Annotated in this window: 16 protein-coding genes, 4 tRNA genes and 1 pseudogene; 8 read left to right on the top strand and 13 right to left on the bottom strand. The window is 55.2% G+C overall.

Annotated features, from left to right (window positions below):
- Window positions 1-216 precede the first annotated feature (216 nt).
- The 4 genes from DB48_RS19520 to DB48_RS19505 form a co-directional block, all read right to left on the bottom strand.
- Window positions 217-293: transfer RNA gene (locus DB48_RS19520), tRNA-Pro, on the bottom strand.
- Between the two features lie 53 nt (window positions 294-346).
- Window positions 347-423 (bottom strand) — tRNA-Pro (locus tag DB48_RS19515).
- Window positions 424-507: 84 nt separating this feature from the next.
- A tRNA-His gene (locus DB48_RS19510) sits at window positions 508-583 on the bottom strand.
- A gap of 43 nt (window positions 584-626) precedes the next feature.
- Window positions 627-703: transfer RNA gene (locus DB48_RS19505), tRNA-Arg, on the bottom strand.
- Between the two features lie 218 nt (window positions 704-921).
- Here DB48_RS19505 and DB48_RS19500 point away from each other — a divergent pair.
- The gene (locus DB48_RS19500; RefSeq protein WP_041511853.1) at window positions 922-3,570 is read left to right on the top strand and encodes a sensor domain-containing diguanylate cyclase; all 2,649 of its coding nucleotides are present in this window, start codon (window positions 922-924) and stop codon (window positions 3,568-3,570) included.
- 32 nt (window positions 3,571-3,602) lie between these two features.
- Here DB48_RS19500 and rep read toward each other — a convergent pair whose 3' ends face one another.
- Complete coding sequence (gene rep, locus DB48_RS19495; RefSeq protein ID WP_041511852.1) at window positions 3,603-5,615, bottom strand: DNA helicase Rep; 2,013 nt, start codon at window positions 5,613-5,615, stop codon at window positions 3,603-3,605.
- A 240-nt stretch (window positions 5,616-5,855) separates the two neighbouring features.
- Here rep and ubiK point away from each other — a divergent pair, with 240 nt between their 5' ends.
- The 5 genes and pseudogenes from ubiK (at window position 5,856) to DB48_RS19470 (ending at window position 10,630) form a co-directional block, all read left to right on the top strand.
- Window positions 5,856-6,116 (top strand): ubiquinone biosynthesis accessory factor UbiK, encoded by a 261-nt coding sequence (gene ubiK, locus DB48_RS19490; protein WP_041511851.1) that lies wholly within the window; start codon window positions 5,856-5,858, stop codon window positions 6,114-6,116.
- Window positions 6,117-6,343: 227 nt separating this feature from the next.
- Complete coding sequence (gene creD, locus DB48_RS19485) at window positions 6,344-7,693, top strand: cell envelope integrity protein CreD (protein WP_041511850.1); 1,350 nt, start codon at window positions 6,344-6,346, stop codon at window positions 7,691-7,693.
- A 64-nt stretch (window positions 7,694-7,757) separates the two neighbouring features.
- Window positions 7,758-8,507, top strand: coding sequence for a phosphatase PAP2 family protein (locus DB48_RS19480; protein WP_041511849.1), 750 nt, complete (start codon window positions 7,758-7,760; stop codon window positions 8,505-8,507).
- A 26-nt stretch (window positions 8,508-8,533) separates the two neighbouring features.
- Window positions 8,534-9,033 (top strand): annotated as a pseudogene (locus tag DB48_RS19475) (Lrp/AsnC family transcriptional regulator).
- Window positions 9,034-9,271: 238 nt separating this feature from the next.
- Window positions 9,272-10,630 (top strand): sodium-dependent transporter, encoded by a 1,359-nt coding sequence (locus DB48_RS19470; protein ID WP_041511848.1) that lies wholly within the window; start codon window positions 9,272-9,274, stop codon window positions 10,628-10,630.
- A 22-nt stretch (window positions 10,631-10,652) separates the two neighbouring features.
- On the opposite strand, the gene DB48_RS19465 is transcribed toward DB48_RS19470, so the two are convergent.
- A complete protein-coding gene (locus DB48_RS19465; RefSeq protein WP_041511847.1) occupies window positions 10,653-11,261 on the bottom strand; it encodes a TetR/AcrR family transcriptional regulator in 609 nt (202 codons plus the stop codon).
- Window positions 11,262-11,377: 116 nt separating this feature from the next.
- On the opposite strand from DB48_RS19465, the gene DB48_RS19460 reads away from it, so the two are divergent.
- On the top strand, window positions 11,378-12,535 hold the full coding sequence (locus tag DB48_RS19460) for an MBL fold metallo-hydrolase (protein ID WP_235375449.1): 1,158 nt from the start codon (window positions 11,378-11,380) through the stop codon (window positions 12,533-12,535).
- Window positions 12,536-12,602: 67 nt separating this feature from the next.
- Here DB48_RS19460 and DB48_RS19455 read toward each other — a convergent pair whose 3' ends face one another.
- Complete coding sequence (locus tag DB48_RS19455) at window positions 12,603-13,073, bottom strand: Hsp20/alpha crystallin family protein (RefSeq protein WP_041511845.1); 471 nt, start codon at window positions 13,071-13,073, stop codon at window positions 12,603-12,605.
- 378 nt (window positions 13,074-13,451) lie between these two features.
- Here DB48_RS19455 and DB48_RS19450 point away from each other — a divergent pair, with 378 nt between their 5' ends.
- On the top strand, window positions 13,452-13,943 hold the full coding sequence (locus DB48_RS19450; protein ID WP_052813882.1) for a hypothetical protein: 492 nt from the start codon (window positions 13,452-13,454) through the stop codon (window positions 13,941-13,943).
- Between the two features lie 80 nt (window positions 13,944-14,023).
- Here DB48_RS19450 and DB48_RS19445 read toward each other — a convergent pair whose 3' ends face one another.
- From DB48_RS19445 to ilvG, 6 genes are all read right to left on the bottom strand, one after another.
- Window positions 14,024-15,166: a pyridoxal-phosphate-dependent aminotransferase family protein gene (locus DB48_RS19445; protein ID WP_041511844.1), complete on the bottom strand. Its 1,143-nt coding sequence runs from the start codon at window positions 15,164-15,166 to the stop codon at window positions 14,024-14,026.
- A gap of 231 nt (window positions 15,167-15,397) precedes the next feature.
- Complete coding sequence (gene ilvA, locus DB48_RS19440) at window positions 15,398-16,948, bottom strand: threonine ammonia-lyase, biosynthetic (RefSeq protein WP_041511843.1); 1,551 nt, start codon at window positions 16,946-16,948, stop codon at window positions 15,398-15,400.
- Between the two features lies 1 nt (window position 16,949).
- Window positions 16,950-18,800: a dihydroxy-acid dehydratase gene (gene ilvD / locus DB48_RS19435; protein WP_041511842.1), complete on the bottom strand. Its 1,851-nt coding sequence runs from the start codon at window positions 18,798-18,800 to the stop codon at window positions 16,950-16,952.
- 113 nt (window positions 18,801-18,913) lie between these two features.
- Complete coding sequence (locus DB48_RS19430; protein ID WP_041511841.1) at window positions 18,914-19,837, bottom strand: branched-chain amino acid transaminase; 924 nt, start codon at window positions 19,835-19,837, stop codon at window positions 18,914-18,916.
- 25 nt (window positions 19,838-19,862) lie between these two features.
- On the bottom strand, window positions 19,863-20,132 hold the full coding sequence (ilvM, locus tag DB48_RS19425) for an acetolactate synthase 2 small subunit (protein ID WP_041511840.1): 270 nt from the start codon (window positions 20,130-20,132) through the stop codon (window positions 19,863-19,865).
- A complete protein-coding gene (ilvG, locus tag DB48_RS19420) occupies window positions 20,129-21,802 on the bottom strand; it encodes an acetolactate synthase 2 catalytic subunit (protein ID WP_041511839.1) in 1,674 nt (557 codons plus the stop codon). Before ilvG ends, ilvM begins: the two co-directional genes overlap by 4 nt.
- Window positions 21,803-22,176: the final 374 nt, after the last annotated feature.

The following is a 22,176-nucleotide window of genomic DNA, read 5'->3' as shown; positions in this document are numbered from 1 at the left end:
TCACAGTAAGTATGTGATCAGAAATAGCGCAGGAAAAACGTTTGAGAACAAAGCAGGATTTTTAGATAAGTCGTTATTCTACAATTAAAAATTGCTAATACAGTTATTGAGCGTTTTAACAAGCTAGAATGATCAATTATTTATTACGATTGGTATTATTTACAAAAGACAGGCAAAGAAAAAGCCCCTCGATTGCTCGAGGGGCTTATCTATGATTGGTCGGTGATAGAGGATTCGAACCTCTGACCCTCTGGTCCCAAACCAGATGCGCTACCGGACTGCGCTAATCACCGAAAATCTTTTTGTATCAGTAAATGACATCTTAAAACATCACTCACTTGGAAACTGGTCGGTGATAGAGGATTCGAACCTCTGACCCTCTGGTCCCAAACCAGATGCGCTACCGGACTGCGCTAATCACCGAAACAATGGATATTTTACGAGGTGCCGCCTCACTTCACTTTATCAAAAATTGGAATGACTCGTGAAGTCTGTTGCAAGAAGAAGTGGGGTGACTGATGGGACTTGAACCCACGACAACCGGAATCACAATCCGGGGCTCTACCAACTGAGCTACAATCACCACTGATGTTGACTTCTTTACGCTAACTTGACCCTCATCCAACTGGTGCACCCAGAAGGATTCGAACCCTCGGCCTCACCCTCCGGAGGGGTGCGCTCTATCCAGCTGAGCTATGGGTGCCTGCCTTGTTAGCGCCGCATATAGTATGGATTATTTTACTGCGCGTCTATAGCAAACACATATTTTTTTACGCGTTTGCTCAAGTTTTAGCAGATTTAAGGAGATATTAAGCTGACGACGTCAAAATAATGACTTGGTGCTGGTGTTTTTTTATGCTATTTATAATCATTACCCCAAATCCTAGCGAAAAAATATAATTACTTGTGATTGGCGGAACCATGTTTAGGGATAAAACAGGTCAACATTCACCCCGTGAAGTTGGCCGTTTATACAAAAGGATATCTCGCTTAAAGAGCCTGGCTCGGAAGTACAAGCGTTCTGAGATCGTCCAACATACACTATTGGATATCTCCAATCTTGCCGCTCGGGTCGAGCGCGCCGAAGACTTCTACGCAGGTATCCAGACCAATCTCAATCGCCTCCTCCCCGCAGACAACTTCTTCATCGCCATCACAGACAGAGAAACCAACAAATTAGGTGTACCTTTCTTTGTCGATGAGAAAGATCAGCATCCAAGCCAGCTTTACCCAAGTGAAGAACTCTCTACCACCCTCAACAGCGGACTCACTGGCTATGTGCTGCGCAGCCAAAAGCCCCTGCTATGTGATGACGATAAGTTTGAACAGCTGCTCGCCAACGGTGAAATCGTCAGTCGCGGCTCGAGTTGCCACCAGTGGCTGGGCGTACCTATCTTCAGCAGCGATCAGACCATAGGGGTGATCGCGGTACAAAGCTATGATGCCAACATCACCTATGGCGACATAGAAGTTGAGCTGATGACCTTCATCAGCCAGCATATCTCGGGTGTTATCGAGCGGGTTCAGTACCAGCACAACCTAGAGGCCGCTATTGAGCACAGGACCAAGGAGCTGAGCGTCGCCTACGATAAGCTCAAGCAGGAGGTGACCGAGCGGCGACGGGCGGAAAACCTGCAAAAATCACTGTTTGAAATTGCCGAGCTCTCCAACTCGACCATAGACCACCACAGCTTCTACAGAGAGCTGCACAGGGTGCTCAGCCATCTGCTCCCGGCCAACAACTGTTATATCGCCTTGCTCGAGGACAATGGCCGCGAGCTACATTTTCCCTTTTATGTCTCTCAGCTCAACGTGGGAGCACCACAGAGGCGCCCATTGGCCGATGGCCTGACGGAGTTTATCCTCAAGCATAAACGCCCCCTACTGCTCGATGGCAGCGATATCAAGACGCTGATCAAGAACAAGCAATTGTACGCCAAAGCACCCCAGCTCAACTACGCCGAAACCATACACCAGTGGATCGGCGTGCCGCTGTTTATTCAGGGCATAGTCAAGGGTGCACTAACCATCTACAGCTTTACCCCGTCGCAGACCTACCAGGAGAAAGATCTGGATCTGCTCACCTTCGTCTCGCAACATATCGCGGCGGCGATCGAGCGCAAGCTATCGGCGGAATCACTGAAACAGAGCTACGAACAGCTGGAAGAGAAAGTCGCCCAGCGAACCCGCGCCCTGGCGATGCTCAACCAAGACCTGGAGAAAGAGATCGCCCAGCGCCGTAAGGTCGAACAACAGCTGGTGCATGATGCCAGCCACGACACCTTAACCGGCCTGCCCAATCGCGCCATGTTTATGGAGCGGCTGGCACAGGCGGTCAAACATGTCAGACGCCATGCCAGAGACAGATTTGCCCTGCTGTTTATCGACCTCGATCGCTTTAAGCTGATCAACGACACCTTAGGTCACCTGCAGGGCGATCGCTTTCTAATCGAAACCGCTCGTCGCCTCAACCTCTGCATCAGGAGCAACGACACCTTAGGGCGGATCGGCGGCGACGAGTTTGTCATACTGCTGGACAGCATCAATACCAATAGCGACGCCATCGAGGTGGCCGAGCGCATCTTAGGCGAGCTGAGCGAGCCCTACCAGCTGTCAAATCAGAGCTTTACCTCGGGCGCCAGTATTGGCATCGCCTTCAGCGGCCAAAGCAGTGGCGATACCAGCGAATCGCTCTTAAAAGACGCCGATGCCGCCATGTATCAAGCCAAGTCCAACGGCAAGGGCTGCTTCGTCATATTTGATCACAATACCAGTCACCAGCAGAGCCACGACATCACCCTAGAGATAGAGCTGAGGGAGGCGATAGCCAAGAAGGCGTTGGCACTACAGTATTTCCCCGTCATGGCGTTGGCGACCCAGGAGGTTATCGCGCTGGAACCCAGACTCTACTGGCAACACGAGCAACTGGGGAAGATAAAGCAAGATCAGCTAAGCAACATTGCCGAACACTGCAACCTGACCAAGGAGCTGGATCTCTACCTCTTCGATCAGCTCAATAGCGACTATGACAAGGTCATGCAGCAGGTCGATGGCAAGGTGCAGCTACATATCAAAGTCGCCAGTCAGCACCTCAAGCATAAGCATGCGGTGCGTAAGCTCAAGAATCGCATCAAGCAGAGCTACTATAAGCCAGCCAATATCTGGGTCTTCTTCAACGAAAAGGCCTTTGTCGCCGACAGCGACAGCCATATTCAGGCCTTCGACATCCTGGCCAAGCAGTCAATAAACATAGGCCTCTGCGCCTACGGCAGTGCCCACACCGCACTGAGCAGCCTAAGCTTCCTGCCCTTGAGCGGCCTGAAGCTCGACCCTAGCTATATCAGTCACCTGAATAATCCGCAGCAGAAGAGGCTGCTCAAGGCGCATCAGCTAACCGCATCGGCGCTAGAACTGACCCTGTTTGTGGAAGGGGTTAAGACGGATCTGCACAGGCAGCAGCTGGTCAGCCTGGGCTTCGAGCAAGGTCAGGGCCAGGCGCTGGGCGAGTCTATCGACCCCAGTAAACTGCCTGAACCAAGCCTGTCTCGCAGCGGCAGCATCTCTGCCTAGGCAGAGATATCCATCCACTTAAGCTAGCCCAATTATTTCTTCAGCATATCCCGTATGTTGGCAATATTGGCCCGGCCCGATTGCACTCTTTGCTGCTCGGACTGAGGGGGCTTGCGGTTTTCCCAGATGAGGTCGTCCTGAGGCAGCTCCATCAAGAAGCGACTAGGCTCACAGCGCATCACCTCACCAAACTGTCGTCGCTCGCGGCAGATCATGAACCACAGCTCCCGCTGGGCCCGCGTGATCCCCACATAGGCCAGGCGCCTTTCCTCCTCGACATTGTCTTCATCTATGCTGGTCTGGTGGGGCAAGATACGCTCCTCCACCCCCACCATGAAGACATAGGGGAACTCCAGTCCCTTAGAGGCGTGCAGCGTCATCAGCTGTACCTGATCTCCTGCCTCATCTTCGCTGTTGCGCTCCATCATGTCTCTCAGTGTCAGACGGGTCACCACTTCCGGCAACGTCATGCCTTCGTCCAGCTCATCGCCCTCGAGCATCTCGGTCACCCAGCGGTATAGCTCGGAGATGTTCTTCATCCGCATCTCGGCGGCCTTGGCACTGGTACTGGTCTCGTACAGGTAATCTTCGTAGTTGATATGGCGAATGAGCTGCTTCACCGCCTCGACCGGCTCGCCGCGGGTCGCCGCCTCCCCCGTGTCGACGATAAACTTGCCAAACTGGTACAGGGCCGACATGGCCGCCGGCGGCAGATGATCATTTAGCTCGGGCTTAAATATCGCCTCGAACATGGAGATGTGCAGCTCGTTGGCAAAGTTACCTAAACGCTCCAGGGTCGCAGGCCCAATGCCGCGTTTAGGCAGGTTCACCACTCGCAGGAAGGCGTTGTCGTCGTCAGGGTTCACCACCAGACGCAGGTAGGCCATGATATCTTTGATCTCGGCGCGGCCGAAGAAGGAGGTGCCGCCGCTGAGCTTGTAGGGAATACGGTTGGTCATCAGCGCCCGCTCCAGCAGGCGCGACTGGTGGTTGCCCCGATAGAGGATGGCATAGTCGCCAAACTGAGTCTTACCCACAAACTTGTGGCGAATCATCTCTGCCACCACACGCTCGGCTTCCTGTTCCTCGTTGGCGGCGATCAACACCCGCAGCGGCTCGCCATAGGCCAGCTCGCTGAACAGCGACTTGTCGTAGACGTGTGGGTTATTGGCGATCAATATGTTGGCCGCCCGCAAGATCCGCTGACTCGAGCGATAGTTCTGCTCCAGTTTAATCAGCTTAAGGGCGGGAAAGTCTTGTCCCAGCAACACCAGATTCTGCGGCTTGGCCCCACGCCAGGAGTAGATGGACTGGTCGTCATCACCTACCACGGTAAAGCGGGCGCGCTCACCCACCAGCAATTTCACCAGCTCATACTGACTGGTGTTAGTATCCTGGTATTCATCCACCAGCAGGTATTGAATGCGTTTCTGCCAGCGTTCGCGCACCTCCTGCTTGTGTCTCAGCAGCAAGGTAGGCAGCAGGATAAGATCGTCGAAATCCAGCGCGTTGTAGGCCTTCATATGCTGGGCATAGCGCTGATAGAGCAGGGCGAATAGCTGTGACTGTTCATCTCGGGCACTCTTGATGGCGCGATCCGGCGTCATCAGATCGCCCTTCCAGTTGGAGATCGCCGTCATCAGCATGCGCAACAGATCTTTATCGCCATCGAACTCCTTCTCGGTGAGTTCTTTCAGCAGCGCCAAGGTGTCCTGATCGTCAAACAGGGAGAAGCCGGGCTTGAGGCCCACCACCTTATACTCCCGCTTGATGATCTCAAGCCCCAGGGTGTGAAAGGTCGAGATCCACAGCCCTCTGGCCTCTTTGCGCCCCATCGACTGGGCTACACGCTCCTTCATCTCCCGCGCCGCCTTGTTGGTAAAGGTCACCGCGGCGATGTTGCGCGCCTGATAACCACACTTCTGTACCAAATAGGCAATTTTATTGATGATCACGCGTGTCTTACCACTGCCCGCGCCGGCAAGCACCAGACAGGGACCAGAGACATAGTGAACAGCATCATTTTGACCGGGATTGAGCTTCATTAACTAACGGCTACCAACTAGAGAAATCTTAAGATCGGCCAGGGATCATACCAGAATCTTTGCCATAGCTCAGACAAAAATATCCAGGCTTTGCCCTGAGCTTAACCGCAGGTGACCGGCCTGCCTCAGACGTGAGCCCGCCCCCAACACGGGGCCAAGCCACCGGTTTTTAGTTGTCATCCCAGTAGGCTTAGGTACAATTCGGGCATAGCATTAAACGGCCAATGGCGGACAGAAAAGATGATTAACCCCAAAAAGATCGAAGAAGTAGCTAAGCAGCTAAGCGATAACCTCCCCAGCGGGCTTAAGCAGTTTGCCGGTGAGTTTGAAGAGAAGAGCAAGCAGATACTGCAAAACCAGCTGATGAAACTCGATCTGGTTTCGCGCGAAGAGTTTGATGTGCAGCAGCACGTGCTCTTGAAGACCCGCGAGAAGCTGGAATCGCTTCAGGCCCAGGTCGATGCCCTGGAAGCCAGACTCAGACAGCAAGACGACGCCTAAGCCTGTCTGCGTAAGGCGGCGCCTATAGCGCCCATCCACAAGAAAAGAGCGCCCGACGCTCTTTTTTATTGCCTCTTCCGACAGTTTCCTCCGCTGGCCCGGCTTTCGATTGCTCATTTTCAATTGCCTCTGTTTTGCCACAATTTGCCATCCTAATGCCCGCCTGTCTGGCAAGAGTTATGGTGTAATGGCGCAATACACTCAGACCGTCATTGAGAGGGAATTTTATGTTAAGTCGGTTACCCCTAGCCAACAGCCCCCTAAGCAAGAAACTGATCTTCATCGCCATTCTCACCCTGGTGGCGATGATCCCCCTGGGACTCATCGAGAGCCTCACCTCGGACAGGCAGCATCTGTACCACGACGTGGTCCATGAGATAGGTCGCTCCTGGGGCGAGCGACAGACTATTGCGGGGCCGGCGCTGGTTATCCCCTACACCTATGAAGTGGTGCAGGAGAGTATCAGCGACACCGGCAAGATGACCAAGGCAAGGCACACCTACGACAGCGAGCTGGTCGTGCTACCCGAGCAGCTCAATCTCGCCGTCTCGCTCGACCATAGCTTTCTGTCGCGCGGTATCTTTCGCTCGCTCGTCTATCAATCTCGGGTCACCGGCTCGGCGCACTTTCGCCTCGAACCTTACACTCCGGCCAACTTAGTCAGCCTGCACCCCGAGCGAGCCAGGCTGGTGTTTGGCATCTCTGCCAACCAGGCCATCGACAAGATCAACCGCTTCACGGCTAAGATTGATCAACAGGAGGCCGCTCCCCAACGCCTCATGCCAGGCACAGGTCTGGAGCAGCTCGGCGGCCTAGACAGAGGGTTTCATCAGCCAATCACCTTGCAATCTGACAACCAGCAACTCTGGGTAAACTTCGATATCAGCCTGCGCGGCTCCCAAGGGATCTCAGTGCTGCCCATAGGGCAACAGACCCAGGTCACACTATCGGCAGACTGGCCTCATCCGAGCTTCCACGGCCTGCTACCGACCGAGCGGCAGATCAGCGCCGAGGGCTTTAGCGCCCAATGGGACGTGAGCCACCTGACCCGCAACTATCCGCAGGTATTCACCAAGATACAAGAAGTTAACCTGCAGGAGATAGCGGCTCAGGCGACCCTATTTGAGCCGGTTACCCACTACGGTAAGATCGAACGCGCGGTCAAATATGGTCTACTGTTTATCATGCTCACCAGCATCATGCTGCTGATCTTCGAACTTGGGCAACAACAGACCCTAAGCTCGATTCAGTATCTGCTGGTCGCCAGCGCCATGGCCCTCTTCTATCTGCTGCTCCTCTCTCTGTCGGAACATATCAGCTTCGGTTACGCCTACCTGATGGCCGCCTCCGTCCCACTGCTATCAGTCTCGGCCTATATCGCCAGCGTCACCGCCAGTCGCCAGCGGGGCGTCTTCATGGCCATCATGTTGCTGGCGCTCTACAGCGTGCTCTACTCCATATTGAAGCTGGAAGACTATGCGCTGTTGATGGGTTCAGGGCTGCTGATGCTAGTCTTGCTGGTTCTGATGTACCTGACCCGCCACCAGGTCGAGCCGCCGCGGGCCGCGAACGACTAAATACAACGCCGAGCTAGCCAGCATCACCGCGGCAGGTTAGCCTAGCGCTTTTTAGGGAGCATTTATGACACGAAACGATCGGCTAAATCCCTACGCTTATCTGTTACTCCTCTGGGGCGGCCTAGCACTTATTCCCGCCGCGCTCTATCTGGGTGGCCTCAGCCTATTTCCCTGGCTCGAGCTAGACTCCATCAAGGCGCAGCTACTCTATGGCTTAACCAGCCTGGGAACGGCGCCCTATGGCATACTCACTGTGCTTGCCCTGCTGCTCATCTGTTATCTGTTACTGCCGCGAAAACAGCTAGTGCCACTGCTGCTTAGCGTTAGCTTGGCCATGGGGATCGGCCTGGTGCTCAATCATTTTCTCAAGCCCTACTTCGGCCATCCCAGACCCAACGTCCAGCTGCTGGCAGACAATCAGGGTCTTTCCCTAAGTGATTTTTATCAGGCCAGTGCACCGGCGCGGCGCACTTTGATGGCGCAAGAGATGACTAAACTGACGGAGCAGACGGACCTATCCCTCTCCCCCCAAATAGCCCAGCACTGGCAACATGAAGTAGGCTTCTCGTTTCCCTCCGGCCACACCCTGTTTGCCGTGACGCTTGCCTTAGTCGTCAGCTATTTTTTGTTGTCCGCGCAGCAGTTTTTATTCACGTCTCTGTTATGCTTATGGGCGCTGACCATGGGATTTAGCCGCATGTTACTCGGCATGCATTGGCCCCAGGATATCTTGGCCGCCACCCTGCTTGGCGGCGCTATCGCCCTGTTCTCCCTGCTGAGCGTTGAGAGATGGCGCGCCATCAGGCAAGACTAACATTTCACTTTTATCTGGCGACAAAGATGACAAGACTACAACTCGATAAGACCGACATTCAGATCCTCAAGTTATTACAGGCCCAGGGGCGCATGGCCAACCAAGATCTGGCGGCCAGTGTCGGCCTGTCGCCCTCACCCTGCTCGCGCCGGGTCAAGGCGATGGAGGAGGCGGGTATCATCGCCGGCTATGCCGCCATGGTCGATGCGCCCTACTTTCAGCTGACCCTGACCGCCTATGTGCAGGTGCGCCTGGAGAAGCATACCCAAGCCATACTCGATGCATTCGAACAGGCCATAGATACCTATGATGAAGTGCTCGAATGCGCCCTGCTCACGGGTAGCGACGCCGACTACCAGCTCAAGGTCTTGGTCAGAGACATGGATGCCTTCAAACATTTCTACTGGAGAAGCTCACCAGTAATCCGCATATCGCCGGCATTCGCTCAAGCTTCGTGCTCAAGCAGGTCAAGAACCGCACCGCTATTCCGCTACCCGAACTCGAGGCTCAGGACGATAAAGCTTGATAAATTGCACAAATTTCCATTTTTTTGACCACGCAATTCGATTGCGTCAAGGTGTTCCTCAGCAAAGGTGAAGCAATAATTTCCCACCAAAAGCCTTTTGGCGAAATTTTTCATCATAAAAAGGCAATTTTGAGACAAAATAATAAAGCAAAAACCTGTAAAGACGCTATTTCTCACCCTTGACCGACTAAAATAAAGCACTATGATGCGCCCTCTTTAGCACCTGGGTAAGAAATAAATGAGCACAAAAGATGTAGGGCATTTCAGCTCACGTATAGGCTTTATCATGGCGGCAGCAGGATCGGCCGTTGGCGTCGGTAATATCTGGGGGTTCCCCACCCAGGCGGCAACCCATGGTGGCGGCGCCTTCCTCTTAGTGTATCTGGTGCTGATTTTCTTACTGGGCTACCCCATGTTGGTGGCCGAACTCATGATTGGCCGCCATGGCCAAACCAACCCAGCAGACGCCATGGCCAAACTTGGCAGCAACGCCCTGACTCGTAAGCTGGGTAAGACGATTGGCTTCGCCTCTATCCTTACCGCTACCCTCATCTGCACCTTCTACAGCATATTATCGGGCTGGTTTGTCAGCTTCACCCTGGCCCCATTGGCCGAGATGTTGGGAGCAGAAGAGTTTGCCCACTGGCTAACGAGCTTCTCGCTGGAGCGCAATTTACTCTTCACCTTAATCTTTATCCTCATGGTGATCTTAGTGATCCGCCAAGGCGTGCAGCAGGGGATCGAGGCTTGGTCCAAACGACTCATGCCGCTACTGCTGGGGATCTTGATATTGGGGGTGGGCTATATTCTGACTCAGCCCGGAGCGGACCAAGGATTAAGCGCGCTGCTGATACCGGATTTCGACCGGATCTGGGAGCCGCAGGTGCTAATCGGCGCCTTGGGGCAGACCTTCTTCTCGCTCACAGTGGGGACGGGCGCCATGATGGTCTATGGCGCCTATTTGAATCAGAAGGAAAATGTCGCCAGGCTGACCGCCTATGTGACACTCACCGACACCAGTGTCGCCTTCCTGGCCGCCTTGATGATCATTCCCGCCATGTATGTGGCGCAGCATAACGGCGTCGCGATATTCGCCGAAGATGGCAGCCTGCTCAACGCCGATACCTTGGTCTTCACCGTGTTACCGGCTCTGTTTGATAGTTTGGGCGGCCTCGCGGGGCAGTCGATCGCCATCGTCTTCTTTATCCTGATGACCATAGCCGGGCTGACATCGGCGATCTCCATCGTCGAAGTGCCCACCAGCTATATGGTGGAGAAGACCAAGATTCCGCGCCACAGCGCCACCTATCTAGTGGGCGGTGCAATCGCCCTGCTGGCGACCATTATGGTATTTAACTTCGACGCCTTGTTTGGCTTAGTGATCACCCTGACTACAGAGCGTGCTCAGCCCTTTATCGCCCTGGGTATCGCCCTGTATACCGGCTGGGTATGGCACAGAAATAGTTTGCTAAACTCAATCGCCGCCCAGGAGGGCGCCAACCTCGACGGTTTTTTCTGGCGCATCTGGCCTGTGTACGTTAAGTATGTCTGCCCAGTGCTAATCCTTGCCATCATATTGCAGCTGTTAACCGCCTAGGATAGAGGCTAGCCAAGTGGCTTTAGGTATATTGCTTGATGATCATCTCGACCACGGTTTGGGTGATCTCATCGAGCTTGGCCTGGCTCGGCAGCGGCTCCCCCTGGATCAACTGAGGCCAGAAGCAGTAAGCCTTGATCACGGCCGTAAACTGAACCACTAGAGTCTCGCTATCCTTGGCCTTTAACACACCGGCGTCGATCGCCTGATTAAACCAGTTTGCCAGGGGTGACTCCTGCTTGCTGAACTCCGACATGGCATCTTGGATCAGCTCAGGCTTGTGGATCGCCTCGGCAATGATCACCCTGGCCGTATCGATAAAACCTTTATTGCTTAAAAGCTTAATCTCATGTTGTACCAACTGGGTCAATTGCGAGCTCAGGCTCTTATTTTCGTCGAAGGGCAAAGATTCGAAGGCGCACAGCATCTCCATCATCTCTAGCATGATGGCACTAAACAACGCCTCTTTACTGGGGAAGTGGTTATAAACGGTACGCTTGGACACATCGGCACGTTTGGCAATGTCATCCATACTCGCCAGGCTAAATCCCTTGTTTTGAAACTCTACACTGGCTGCCTCTACGATGGCCGCACGTTTCAGCTCCGAGCGAGTTAATTTTTTCTCTTTCATTTTAAATAACTTATTAGGTTTACCTTGGCGAACTTAAATTATTTTACACTTATTAGTTTACTTTTTAAACCAAGATTATGTAAACTACACTGACTAGTTTACATATGGTAACTGCAATGAAACGCAAATATCTCATTTCACTTGGCATCATACTCGGAGGCGGCATGCTGACATCTAACCTAATCAACTCCTCTGCGGCGCCAGCAGATTTGGCCACTGACACCAAGACTGCGCAAAGTAGCAGAGACCCCGCCGCACACCATAAGCCAGATGGAGGCTACCAAAATACCGCCGCCAACTTCACCGAGAACAGCGGTATGGGCACCATCCTGATGCGTTACCTGACCGAGACGCGAGTCGATGCCAGTCCCTCGAAGGCAATCCCCTTGATGTCCCTGACCCGCGAGCGTCTGAGCACACTCCCTGACACCCAGGACAGCGTGATCCGCCTGGGCCATTCGAGCATCTTACTCAAGATATCGGGTCAAACCTGGCTGATCGATCCCGTTTTTAGCAACCGGGCCTCCCCCTTCAGCTTTATTGGCCCCAAACGCTTTCATCAACCGCCCATCAGCCTAACTGACTTGCCCGAGATCGACGGTGTGCTGATCAGCCACGATCATTACGATCATCTGGACGAGGCCAGCATCAAGCAGCTCCACCACAAGGTAAGGCGTTTCATCGTGCCCCTAGGCGTCGAGCAACACCTCTTTCGTTGGGGCGTGACCAGAGATAAGGTGCAATCGCTGGACTGGTGGCAGAGCGTAACCCTCGATGATATCTATATCACGGCGACCCCTACCCAACACTTTTCCGGCCGGGGGCTGCTCGACAAGAACCAGACACTCTGGGCCAGCTACGTCATTCAATCTGACAAGAGTAAGCTGTTTTTCAGCGGCGACTCGGGCTATTTCGACGGCTTTAAGGCCATAGGCGAGCGGTTCGGCCCCTTCGATCTCACCATGATAGAGACAGGAGCCTATGATAAAGACTGGCCCAGCATTCATATGACCCCGGAGCAGAGCCTGCAGGCGCACCTGGATCTGGGTGGGCGTCAGATGATGCCGATCCACAATGGTACCTTCGACCTGGCCTTTCACAGCTGGTATGAGCCCCTTGAGCGAATCGCCACCCTGGCCGCCGATGCCGATACGCCGCTCGTCACCCCAGTCGTGGGACAGATACTCGACATTCACAACACGCCAGAGAGTGTTGCCTGGTGGCGTGAGTTAGTCAATCTGCCCAAGCTCGCATTAGCAGCACAGAATCAATGACATAAAAAGGCGCCCAATTAGGCGCCTTTACTCAATCGATTGATTTGCTATTGGTTAATCAAAGCTGTTATTCGTGGAAATCGACTTTCACCTTCTTAGCAACTTGCTGCAACTCGGCAGGTTTTGGCACATGAATGGCGAGCACGCCCTTCTTGTACTTGGCAGTGATCTGGTCGGCGTCGATATTGAAACCTAAAGGGATCTGCCGCTGGAACGAGCCGAATGAGCGCTCTCTCAGGTGATAGCCTTTCTCATCTTTCTCCTGCTCATGACGCTTCTCACCGCTGATGGTGAGGTAATTACCGCGGATGTCGACGTCAATATCCTTCTCTTCCATATCGGGCAATTCGGCCTTGATTTCGACATATTCGGCACATTCTTTGACATCTATGGCAGGCATGACACCCATCTCGGCGCGGGTGTTGGGCCAAGTGGTTAACCAGTCTTTAGCAAAATCATCGAATACATTGTCTAGCCGCGAATGCAGAGCGGTTCGCGGATCATCTTTATGAAAGATGGAGGGGAAGAAAGATCGCATAACAAGCTCCTTTGTTGGCTGAATCTCCCTAAGGCAAGATTCAGAGGATTTACGAACAACCCAAAGCGCAAGCCCTCTGGGCTCCCTGATCTAATTTTAGCCCCTTAGTCCCAATTTTTACTGCTGGCAAGGCACTATCTACAGCCGAATTAATCCAGATCAAAACAAGGTGAAAAAGCCTATTTCAAGGCAATATTCGGGCACAAAATATGCCCTCATCATCAAGGGAAAACAGCCCCTGAATCAGACAAAACAAAGGCAATATTATTATGAGGTTAGACAAGTTTTTACCTCACCTTTATCGACAAAATTTTTAAAGACAGCCGGGAGAGACTTAGGTATGCTTTGAGTGACACTCTTCAACGAAAGGAATCGTTCATGGACACAGCATCCATCGACAAGGGCGCGGCGTCTGAGCCGTCACCAGAAACCGCCTCAGCACTCACTCAATCAAACTCTCAGTCAGAATCTCAGCCAAACTCTCAGCTACATAGCCAAGCAAACATTCAGCCCGCTATGCAGGCGCCGAGCACACCAACCGCACCAGCGTTAAAACACTCGGGCCTTGGTATCGCCGCCTTCATTCTGAGTATTCTCTCGACTCTGCTCATCTTCGCGCTGGTCACCATTGCCGGCGTCCTAGAGGCGACCACGCCCGGTGGCATAGATGAAACCTCTCCCGAGGCGATCATCGTCGGTATGCTGATCTTTGCCTTTATCGGCCTGGCCTTGGTAGGCTTGGGACTGGGGATTGGCGGCCTGGTTCAGAAACAACGCAAGAAGATCTTTGCCATACTGGGCACCATATTCTCCTCGGTGACCATACTAGCGACCCTGGCGCTCATCGCTTATGGCACCACGATAGACTAAATCGAAGGATTTCCCTCTAAACAGGGAGGCGCTAACAACAAAAAAGGGGCCTAAGCCCCTTTTTTAGATTTGCAGTTGGTTTAACGTAGCACTTCCTCTAACGCTCTTAGGCAGAGGGCGACATTTTCGCGTCGCGCCCCGAAGCCCATCAGGCCTATACGCCAGGCCTTACCGGCGAGGGCACCCAGTCCGGCACCTATCTCAAGATTATAGTTTTCAAGCAGCTGCTTACGCACCTCGCCATCGTCGACGCCCTCAGGGATATAGACGGCGTTGAGCTGCGGCAGGCGCGAAGATTCCTCGACCACAAACTTAAGCCCTAGACTTTCCAGTCCATCACGCAACAAGCCATGCATAGACTGATGACGCGCCCAGGCATTCTCCAGCCCCTCTTCGGCGAGCAGGCGGAGCGACTCATACAGCGCATACAGGGCATTGACCGGCGCCGTATGGTGATAGCTGCGTTTTCCGCCCGCGCCCTGATCGCCACTCCAGTAGCCCATGACCAGGCTCTGATCTAAAAACCAGCTCTGCACCGGCGTCTTACGCGCCTTAAGCTTCTCTACTGCCGCCGGCGAGAATGAAACTGGCGAGAGGCCGGGCACACAGGAGAGACACTTCTGACTGCCGGAATAGATGGCATCTATGCCCCACTCGTCGACCCTTAGCTCCACGCCGCCGAGGGAGGTTACCGCATCGACGATAGACAAACAGCCGTGAGCCTTGGCCAGCTGGCACAAGCCCTTGGCATCCGACAGCGCCCCGGTCGAGGTCTCGGCATGCACAAAAGCCAAGAACTTGGCATCGGGATGAGCCTTAAGCGCCGCCTCGACATCGCTCAGTGACACAGGCGTGCCCCACTCGTTATCGACCACCATGGCGGTGGCACCGACGCGCTCGACATTCTGGCGCATACGCTCGCCAAATACGCCGTTACGGCAGACGATCACCTTCTCACCCGGCTCGACCAGATTAACGAAACAGGTTTCCATGCCGGCACTGCCAGGAGCAGAGACCGCCAGCGTCATGGCATTTTCAGTCTGAAACGCATATTGGATCAGCGATTTAAGCTCATCCATCATGCCGACAAACAAAGGGTCAAGGTGGCCTATGGTCGGTCTTGCCTGCGCCGCCAGTACCTCGGGATAAACATCGGACGGGCCCGGGCCCATCAAGACTCGGCGCGGGGGATTAAAGGGGGTAACTTTGGGTGCTGCTAACATCTCATATCCTCTATCAAGCCTTAGCTTGAGAAGTTAGGGTTAAGGCTAACTGTCGTTTTGTTTTGATGACGAGATGATAAACGCCCCATCATCACCCTACGGATGAACAGTTATTTTCGTGCCATGGCTGGCATCTTATTGCTTTGATTCTGTTGCAAGATAACATAAAAAAAGGCGCCATCGCGCCCTTTAACCGTTAAAGTTTGTCTCTGCTCGCGAAAGCAAAAACGATTATTCGCGATTATCCAGAAACAGCTTATAGGCCGGGCTCTGAGTCTCTTCCTGATAGACGAAACCCAGCTCGGTAAGAAACTGCTGAAAGGCGACGCTATCGCTCTCAGGCACCTCGAAACCGGCCAGCACCCGGCCATAGGCCGCACCATGATTGCGATAATGAAACAGGCTGATGTTCCACTTGCTGCGCAAGGTGGTGAGAAACTTAAACAGGGCGCCCGGATGCTCGGGAAACTCGAAGCTGAACAGTCGCTCTTGCAGCGGCTCGGGCGGCAAGCCGCCGACCATGTAACGTACGTGCAGCTTGGCTGTCTCGTCGTGAGACAGATCCTGCACCTCGAAGCCATCGCCTTCGAGCCTGGCGACGATTTCATCTAACTCCGCCTGACCGTGAGATAGGCGAATGCCGGCAAACACCACCGCCTTCTCACGACTGGAGAAGCGGTAGTTAAACTCTGTCATGGCGCGCTTTTCCAGCAGCTCACAGAAGCGCAGGAAGATCCCCGGACGCTCCGGCACCTTGACCGCCAGAATCGCCTCCTTCTGCTCACCCAATTCACAGCGCTCGGACACATAACGCAGGCTATGGAAGTTGACATTGGCACCACTGAGAATCGCCGCGACCTTCTGCCCCTTGCCCTCATCGCCAATATATTTCTTCAGTCCAGCCAGAGAAAGCGCCCCCGCAGGCTCGGCGATGGCACGGGTGTCTTCGAAGATATCCTTCACCGCGGCGCAGATCTCGTCCGAAGAGACAGTCACCACCTGATCCACATACTCGCGAGCCAGCCTGAAGGGCTCGGCGCCAATCTGCTTCACCGCCACGCCATCGGCAAACAGGCCCACCAGTGGCAGCACCACCCGCTCGTCGGCCTCCAGCGCCGCCTTGAGGCAGGCCGAGTCTTCCGGCTCTACCCCGATAATCTTTACCTGGGGCATCACCGCCTTATAGTAGGCCGCGATCCCGGCAATTAGGCCGCCACCGCCCACGGGCACAAACACCACCTCGAGATCCCGCTGCTGTTGCAGCATCTCCTGGGCGACCGTGCCTTGCCCGGCGATCACCGCCTCGTCATCGAACGGCGCCACATAGATGCGCCCCTCATCGCGGGCGAGTTGCTGAGCATGCTCGTTGGCCATGTCGAAGGACTGACCATGCAGCACCACGGTACCGCCGAGACGACGCACGGCATCCACCTTGATATCCGGCGTGGTCTGAGGCATGACGATCACCGCGCTGACTCCTCGCGCCGAGGCCGACATGGCGACCCCCTGGGCATGGTTGCCCGCCGAGGCGCACACCACACCGCGCTGACACTCCTCCTGACTCAGCTCGGCGATACGGTTATAGGCGCCGCGCAGCTTAAAGGAGTGCACCGGCTGCATATCTTCACGCTTGAGAAATACCTGACACCCGAGGCGCGCCGACAGCTTATTAAGGCTGGAGAGCGGCGTCACCTTGGCGACATCATAGACGGACGACAGCAAGATCTTCTGCAGATAATAGTGCGCGAGATCCAGCTGTGACTGAGAGGCTAGGGCCAACATATTAATCCTCCAGCTTACTGGTATCGCGCACCGCGCCCTTGTCGGCACTGGTGGCGAGCATGGCATAGGCCTTGAGGGCCATGGAGACGGCGCGCTCACGGTTGACCGGCTTCCAGGCCTGCTTGCCACGGGCCTGCATGGCCTGGCGGCGCGTCTCGAGCACCTCGTCGCTCACCGCTAGGGTGATAGAGCGTGCAGGGATATCGATCTCGATGCGATCACCCGTCTCCACCAGGGCTATGGTGCCACCGGCCGCCGCCTCGGGTGACACATGACCGATAGACAAACCCGAGGTGCCACCGGAGAAGCGTCCGTCGGTGATAAGCGCACAAGAGGTGCCCAGCCCCTTAGATTTGAGGTAACTAGTGGGGTAAAGCATCTCCTGCATGCCTGGACCGCCCTTAGGGCCTTCGTAGCGGATCACCACCACATCCCCGGCAACCACCTCACCGCCTAAGATACCGGCCACGGCATCGTCCTGGCTCTCATACACCCTGGCATGACCGACGAAGGTATGGTTGGCCTCATCGACCCCAGCCGTCTTGACGATACAACCATCGACGGCGATATTGCCGGAGAGCACGGCCAGACCGCCCTCCTGGCTGAAGGCAAACTCACGGGTGCGGATACAACCCGCTTGACGGTCGACATCCAGGCTCGGCCAGCGGCAACTTTGGCTAAAGGCTTTTGTGGTCGGAATACCCGCAGGACCCGCCGCAAAAAACTGCTGCACCGCCTCATCCTGGCTCTGGGCGATATCATATTTGGCCAGCACCGCCTTGAGGTTCTCGCCCGCCACATGGCTGACGTCCGTGTGTAACAGCCCAGCTCTGTCCAGCTCACCCAGGATGCCCATCACGCCACCGGCGCGATGCACATCTTCCATATGATATTTAGGGGTCGACGGCGCCACCTTACACAGGTGCGGCACCTGACGCGACAGGCGATCTATGTCGGCCATGGTGAAATCCACCTTGGCCTCCTGCGCCGCCGCCAGCAGGTGTAACACGGTATTGGAAGAACCGCCCATGGCGATATCGAGCGCCATGGCATTCTCGAACGCCTTGAAGCTGGCGATATTGCGCGGCAATGCCGACTCATCGTCATCGCGATAATAGCGGTTAGCCAGCGCCATCACCCGGCGCCCCGCCTCTAGGAAGAGTTCACGGCGATCGCTGTGGGTCGCTAACATCGAACCATTACCCGGCAACGACAGACCAAGGGCCTCGGTCAGACAGTTCATCGAGTTGGCGGTAAACATCCCCGAGCAGGAACCACAAGTCGGGCAGGCACTGCGCTCTATCTTCTCGCTGTCTTCATCCGAGACGCGATCGTCGGCCGCCGCCACCATAGCGTCCACCAGGTCGAGCTTGATCAGCTTATCCGACAGCTTGGTCTTACCCGCCTCCATGGGGCCGCCCGAGACAAACACCACTGGGATGTTGAGCCTAAGCGCCGCCATCAACATGCCGGGGGTGATCTTGTCACAGTTAGAGATACACACCAGGGCATCGGCGCAGTGGGCGTTCACCATGTACTCGACGCTGTCGGCAATCAGCTCTCGCGATGGCAGGGAGTAGAGCATGCCACCGTGGCCCATGGCGATACCATCGTCCACGGCTATGGTGTTAAATTCTTTGGCGATGCCACCCGCCTCTTCGATGGCGCTCGCCACCAGGGCCCCCATGTCCTTAAGGTGCACGTGACCCGGCACAAACTGGGTGAAAGAGTTGGCAATGGCGACAATCGGCTTACCAAAATCGCTGTCTTTTACCCCGGTCGCCCGCCAGAGGGCGCGGGCTCCGGCCATGTTGCGCCCTTGGGTACTGGTAGCTGAACGTAGTTTTGCCATGACACTTTCCTTATTTTGCGTTTGGCGGCCAGGCCACCTGAGCTGAAATATTGCCCCAGCGGCCAATTGGCGGCCGGGGCTTTAATCTTATCTTATATGCTGTGGTTTGCGCCTTAAAGCGGCTCTAACCAGCCCCACTTATCCTGGGTCTCACCATTAAACAGGCCGAAGAAGCTCGCCTGTAGCGCCGCCGTCACCGGGCCTCGACCACCAGCCCCCACCTCGATACGATCGACGCTGCGCACCGGCACTATTTCGGCGGCGGTTCCCGTCATGAAGATCTCATCCGCCAGATAGAGAAATTCCCGCGACATAGGCTCTTCGACCACCTCATAACCTTTATCTCTCGCCAGGGTGATGATGGTATCGCGAGTGATCCCCAGCAAGATGGCGGCCGTGGCAGGCGGGGTGTAAAGCTTGTTCTTCTTCACCACAAACAGGTTGGCACCGGCGCCTTCGCTCACCAGGCCGTTGACGTCTAGGGCGATCCCCTCGTCGAAGCCGTTGCGCTTGGCCTCGGTGGAGATCTGCAAAGAGGAGAGATAATTACCGCCCGCCTTGGCGCCGGTTGGAATCGTGTTCGGCGCCAGACGATTCCAGGAGGTCACGGACACATCGACGCCGCGCTCCATGCTGCCCTCGCCCAGATATGCGCCCCAAGGAAAGGCGGCGACCATGAGATCGCACTCGGCATCCTTAGGCGGGGTGATTCCCATGCCCACATCACCAAAAAACACCAAGGGGCGAATATAGGCGCTGTCGAGTTGATTGCTTTTGACTATGTCGCGGCAGGCCTGCATGGTCTGCTCGAAACGATAGGGAACAGGCATGCGATAGATCTTGGCCGAGTCATACAGGCGCTGTACATGATCGGTTAGGCGAAATCCCGCCGGTCCCTGTGGCGTGTCGTAGACGCGGATGCCCTCGAACACCGAGGTGCCGTAATGCAAGGCATGCGACATCACGTGTACCTTGGCATCTCCCCAAGGCATGATCTCTCCATTAAACCAAATCCATTCTGCTGTTTTTGCGGCCATCTTCTCTCACCTGTCTGTTTCGCGTTTAGGCGCTTGCGTGTTGGGGGTATCTTGTCGCCGTTTGTTGAGGCGCTAAGACCTCGCATGCGGTGACATCGATCAATTTGCTTAGCTGATGACTCAGGAGTTCGAGCGCGCGATCGCTCTCGACCACCAAACCGAGTCGGGTGGTACCGTTGTCACCCAGATGCATATCCATCTCGGTGACTCTAAATCCACGGTGACGTGTGACTCGCAGGACACGTTCTACCACCTCGGGTTGCTGGGCTAAGGTTAAGGCTAGGTTATAGATCATGTCTGCTTCTCCATCTCATCCATCATGTCACGGTTACTGGCGCCGGGCGGCACCAAAGGCCATACGTTGTGGGCCTCATCAATTCTTACGTGCAGTAAGAAGGGGCCCTTTGCATTTAGCAGCTCGTCGAGCGCCGACTCCACCTCACCCGCCTGGGTGATGGTGCGTCCGGGGATGTCGAAGGCCGAGGCCATGGTGACAAAGTCCGGGTTGTCGGAAAGATCTGTCTCGCTGAAACGCTCTTCGAAAAACAGTTGTTGCCACTGCTTGACCATCCCCAGCTTCTGGTTGTCGATCAGCAGTATCTTGAGCGAGATCTGACGTCGCTTGATGGTGGTCAGCTCCTGCACATTCATCATGAAGGAACCGTCGCCTGAGACGGCCACCACACAGGCGTCAGGTCTGGCGACCTTGGCACCTATGGCCGCCGGCAGTCCGAACCCCATGGTACCCAGGCCTGCACTGGAAAGATGATCTTCCGGGCGTCTAAACCACATGTGCTGGGCGACCCACATCTGATGCTGGCCGACATCACAGGCCACTACGCTATCCTCGGGCAGCTTGGCCGCCAGACGATTGAGCAACTTGGGCGCGAAGATAAGCTCGCCAGGCCTGTCGTAGCACCAGGCATGTTGCGCCTTCAGTGCGGCGATCTCGGCCAGCCAGGGAGCGATATTGAGCGGCTGCGCCAGTGCGGGAAGGATCTGACGTAGGTCTCCGGCCATGGCCACATCCGGGCGCCTTAGCTTACCCAGCTCGGCGATATCGATATCCAAGTGCACCACCTTGGCATGTTCGGCGAAACTGGCTAAACGGCCGGTGACTCTGTCGTCGAAACGGGCACCGACCACCAGCAGCAGATCGCACTCCTGCACCGCCAGGTTGGCCGCCTTACCGCCGTGCATGCCCAGCATGCCCAGATAGCCAGGATGATCATGGGCTATGCTGCCCAGCCCCTTGAGGGTCGCCACCGAAGGCATGCCTGTCTTGTCGATAAAGCCTCTCAGCTGCTCGACCGCACCCGCCATGCCGACGCCGCCGCCCACGTAGAGCATGGGGCGCTGAGCCTGAGCGATTAGCGTCCTGGCGGCATCAAGTTGGCTAGATTCAACTTCGGGTTCGGGCTGTATCGCCTGCAGCGGCGCCTTGTAGTCCAGCTGGGCGATCTGGATATCTTTGGGAATGTCCACCAGCACAGGACCGGGGCGGCCAGAGGCGGCAATTTCGAAGGCGCGGTACAGGGTCGGCACTAACTCATCGACATCTGTCACCATGAAGCTGTGCTTGGTGCAGGAAAGCGACATGCCGAGCACGTCGATCTCCTGAAACGCATCTGTGCCGATAACTGCGGTAGAGACCTGACCCGTGATGGCCACCAAAGGCACGGAATCGAGCAGGGCATCGGCCAGGGCGGTCACCAGGTTTGTGGCACCTGGGCCCGAAGTGGCGAAACAGACCCCCGTCTTGCCGCTGGCTCTGGCATAGCCCACGGCGGCGAAGGCGGCGCCTTGTTCATGACGACTGAGCAGATGTTCAACCGGGGCGCCAACCAGGGCATCGTAGATGGGCATAATGGCCCCACCTGGATAGCCAAATACCGTGGTCACGCCGTGCGCGGCCAATGCCTTGATGACGGCGTCTGCGCCTCTGATCTTCTGCCCTTGTTCCATCTGCCCTATCCTGCGTATTTAAGTGTTTTTCTGGGTTAAGCAAGTCATGAGTGCTAAAAACAAAAAACCCCCGGTCCTTTCGGAGCGGGGGTTCTTGTTGCAATCTTGACCTGATTAGGTGTGTCGACGCGCCATGCGATGCCCCCGCTGTGATTGAATAATCACTACGGTAATAATCTCAATAATGAGGAGGGCAGCTTGGTTAAACATGGTGTATCTGTATTTCCTAATCTCTGTTTGCTTAAATTCTGTATCTCGGCCGACTCAATTTAGTCGACCTTTTAATCAATACCACAAAGCCAACGAATAACACAACCAAAACCTGCAACTATCTGTTAAAAGCCCTTTCACAGGCGTCTTGGGCCGCGCTAGCA

It is taken from the genome of Shewanella sp. cp20 (assembly GCF_000832025.1).
GTDB lineage: Bacteria > Pseudomonadota > Gammaproteobacteria > Enterobacterales > Shewanellaceae > Shewanella.
The sequence above is the reverse complement of the archived record's forward strand: the minus strand, read 5'-3'. Positions and strand labels throughout refer to the sequence as shown.